Raw genomic sequence first — 4,212 nt, forward strand, 5'->3', positions numbered from 1 at the left:
TGAGGTTTGAATTTCAATTGACCCCAGGTGCCAACAATGGTTTGGGGATACATGCCCCTTTGGAAGGTGATGCGGCCTATGTGGGTAAGGAATTGCAGATCTTGGATAATACGGCCGAAAAGTATGCAAATCTTCAACCCTATCAATATCATGGCTCTGTCTATGGGATCATTCCTGCCAAACGTGGTTTTTTAAAACCAGTTGGGGAATGGAACCGACAGCAAGTACAAGTAAAGGGTTCAAAAATTAAGATTACCTTAAATGGAAGTGTCATTGTTGATGGGGATTTCCTTGAGGCCAGTAAAAATGGCACTATGGACCATAAAGATCATCCGGGATTGAAACGGATCCGAGGGCATATTGGTTTTCTTGGCCATGGGGATGTAGTTCGATTTAAAAAAATTGTAATAAAGGATTTAGCAAACAATAAATAAAAATATATGGGTACGTATAAAAAAGATCGTAGGGATTTTGTAAAAAAAAGTAGTTTAGGCCTATTAGGCTTGGCATTGGCTCCTTCTTTTATCGGGAAGATGGGACCTCACAATCGATTGCGAACAGCTCATATCGGAATTGGCGGTATGGGGTTTGAAGATCTCAAGGCAATAGCCTCACATGCGTTGGTCGATGTAACTGCCTTATGCGATGTGGATAGTAATAACCTCGCTGCCGCAAAGAAAATGCACCCCAATGCAAAAGTATTCTCCGATTATCGGGTTATGCTTAAAGAAATGGCCAATGAAATCGATGCGGTAATCGTTTCGACACCCGACCATACCCATGCCCCAGCCTCGATTATGGCGATGGATTTGGGAAAACCGGTGTACTGTCAAAAACCGCTTACCCATCATGTTTCTGAAGCCAGGGCCATGAAAAAATTGGCTGCGGATAAAAACCTGGTCACTCAAATGGGGATACAAGTGCATTCGTTCTATGATTATAAATTGGCAACCCTTTTAATACAATCGGGTATTATTGGCAAGGTACATACGGTACGTGCCTGGTCTCCCAAAAATTGGGGCTATGACGGGCCTGCTCCACAAGGAAGTGATCCGGTTCCTGAGACCTTGGACTGGAACCTATGGTTGGGAACTGCCGCTGAAAGACCTTACAAAAAAGAGGTCTACCACCCTGGAAATTGGAGAAAATTAGTCGATTTCGGCTGTGGCACCCTTGGTGATATGGGCGTACATATTTTCGATACCCCTTATAATGCCCTGGAACTGGATGTTCCCCGAACCATACGAAACGAATGCCGGGAACCCAACGGAGTTGGCTTTCCTGTAAACAATACGGTCACTTATGAATTTCCCGCAACAAAATATACGGCGGACACCTTGACCTGGGTTTGGTATGACGGACCTGGGGCTCCTGCTATGCACGAAGACTTGAAGTTACCGGGGGCTGCTGAAAAAATGTCTAAAAAAAATAAGGACAAAGATCAGACAGTGGAAGATAAAATGTCGCTTGAAACCAAGGCAACAGGTCCGGGATCATTACCTGAACAAGGAGCGATGTTCATCGGCGAAAAAGGTCGCTTATTACTGCCCCATTTTATGCAATTACCCAGTAAAATAGTCGATGGGAAATATGTTGATATATCGGCCGAAATTGCCGCAGTCGGGAAAGCAAATAATATGGGTGAACCCATACGTAATTATAATTCCGAAGGCCCTAAGCATTATCACCAATTCGTTGAAGCTTGTTTGGGCCGTGGGGAATGCAGTGCTCCTTTTTCCTATGCATCGCGCTTAACAGAAACCATTCTGTTGGGGGTTATTGCCGGTCGTTTTCCAAATAAGACCTTACATTGGGACAACCAAACCGCAAAATTCGCAGAGGAGGAGGCAAACCAGTTTTTGGATGGACCTTATCGGGAATTCTAACAGTCGGTTAAAAAGAATAGAGCCATCTGCACATCCTATGTTCAGGTGGCTTTTTTATTGGAGGTAAACCAATCGTTGCCGGGATGATGATTTAACATTTCCTAAATCTATCCCAATCATTACAGCACTCCCTTAAAAAATCATATTTTTGGTCAAAATTCGCTACGTTGTTCGGTAAAATTAGTTACATACTTGCTGTATTGGTTTCAATACCCCTCTTTTCCCAAGATGCCCCTCGGGAAGAAGTAAAACAAATCAATATTGTTTATGGGGCCAACTTCACCAAGGATGAGACCCAGTATCCGGGAGCCTCGATCTTTAGCAAAGACGAAAGGCAGATACAATTTGAGCATGAAGGGGCCGATTTGTTCTGTGATATCGCCATTTACTATCAGAAAGAAAACAAACTCAAGGCCATTGGAAACATTCGCTTACAACAAGGGGACTCCATTCAAATGACCAGTGGTAAGATCAACTACGATGGCAATGTAAATATGGCCAAGGCCTGGGAAAATGTTGTATTGACCAGTAACTCCAAAATGACCTTAACGACGGACACCTTGCGTTTCAACAGAACAGAACAGCAAGCCTATTATCAGGATTTCGGAACCGTAGTAGACTCTGTGAATACCTTGACCAGCGAAGTAGGCCGGTATTTTCTGGAAAATAAAAAACTGCAATTCTTGGATAGTGTCCACTTGAAAAACCCCGATTATATTCTGGATTCAGAGCAATTGGACTATTATGAAACCTCAAAGAACGCCTATCTCTATGGCCCTTCAACCATCACGGGAAAAACGTATAAAATATATTGTGAACGTGGTTTTTACGATACCAAGGTAGAAACAGGGTATTTCATTAAAAATACCAGGATCGATTATAACAATCGAATCATTAATGGCGATAGTGTATATTTCAACAAGGTTAGGGAGTTCGCATCGGCAACCAATAACATCAAGGTCATCGATACGGTAAACAATGGAGTGATAAAGGCACATTATGCCGAAGTCTTTAAAGCCAAGGATTCTGTTTTTGCGACAAAACGCGCGGTGTCCATATCCTTGATGGAGCAAGATTCATTGTATATGCATGGCGATACCCTTATGGTGACCGGCAAACCTGACCATAGGGTCCTTAGGGCCTTCAGAAACGCCAAATTCTTTAAAACTGATTTAAGTGGAAAATGCGATTCCATACATGCGGACCAAAAGACAGGGATTACCCAACTGATCACCAATCCCATTTTGTGGAATGGTCCCAATCAAATGACCGGGGATAGTATTCATCTAAAATCCGATTTAAAGACCGAAAAAATGGATTCGCTCAAGGTATTGAACAATGCCTTTATCATTTCATTGGACAGTGTAAGCATGGAGGGCTACAACCAAGCGAAAGGTATAGACCTGTTTGGCAAATTCAAGGACAATCAACTCAAAATCATAGATTTGATTAAAAATACAGAGGTCATTTACTACATGTACAACGATGATGATGAACTTATTGGGATTGATAAGACCATCTGCAGTGCGATACGCATCACCATGGCCAACAATGATATCGAAGACCTCACCTTTTTCACTAATCCCGATGGCGATATCTTTCCAGAAACCGAATTACCCGAAAACAGTAGAAAACTAAAAGGGTTCATTTGGCGGGGCGATGAGCGTTTACTCACCAAAGATGCCATATTCGACGATGATGACAACAATCTTGTACTCCCTGTAATCCAAGGAATCTCAAACCCAATCGATATCGATGCGGAAGAAGAACAACGCTCTTCTAATGAGAACGATCCGGTGAACAATATCAAGAGAACGAACGATAAAGCCACCGATCCCAAGACCAAGGCAGGACAACAGAAAGCCAAATAGTGCGATTTATGATAAAGGACTTTCTACATTTTCAGGCCCAAACCTCGCCACATCCATTGGCTATGCAGGTATCCCATGCCAAAGGTTCTTATATCTATGATCGTATGGGCAAAGCCCATTTGGACTTTGTCGCTGGGGTCTCTGTCTGTAGCCTGGGCCATTGTCATCCCAAGGTGATCAAGGCTATAAAAGAACAGTTGAACAAGTATATGCATGTCATGGTCTACGGCGAATACATTCAAGAAGCCGCCGTTTCATATACCAAACTCTTGGCATCATTATTACCACCTACCTTAGAAACGACCTATTTGGTAAATTCAGGTACGGAAGCCATAGAGGGAGCCCTGAAATTGGCAAGACGCTCAACAGGGAGAACCCAAATCATCGCTGCCCATAGGGCGTATCATGGAAATACGATGGGCAGTTTAAGTGTCATGGGATTTGAAGAACGAAAA

4 protein-coding genes are annotated in these 4,212 nt (G+C 42.9%); all 4 read left to right on the plus strand.

The window, feature by feature from the left end; all coding sequences use genetic code 11:
* On the plus strand, window positions 1-434 hold a 434-nt coding region (locus tag WBM98_RS18025), incomplete at its 5' end, for a 3-keto-disaccharide hydrolase (protein WP_424367407.1).
* Window positions 435-440: 6 nt separating this feature from the next.
* Window positions 441-1,886: a Gfo/Idh/MocA family protein gene (locus WBM98_RS18030; RefSeq protein WP_424367408.1), complete on the plus strand. Its 1,446-nt coding sequence runs from the start codon at window positions 441-443 to the stop codon at window positions 1,884-1,886.
* Between the two features lie 167 nt (window positions 1,887-2,053).
* Entirely contained in the window at window positions 2,054-3,757 is a 1,704-nt protein-coding gene (locus WBM98_RS18035) for an OstA-like protein (protein ID WP_424367409.1), read from the plus strand.
* Between the two features lie 8 nt (window positions 3,758-3,765).
* Window positions 3,766-4,212: aminotransferase class III-fold pyridoxal phosphate-dependent enzyme (locus WBM98_RS18040; protein WP_424367410.1), on the plus strand; the 447-nt coding region annotated here is incomplete at its 3' end.

This window comes from Maribacter sp., from assembly GCF_049667165.1.
In the GTDB taxonomy this organism is placed as follows: domain Bacteria; phylum Bacteroidota; class Bacteroidia; order Flavobacteriales; family Flavobacteriaceae; genus Maribacter_A.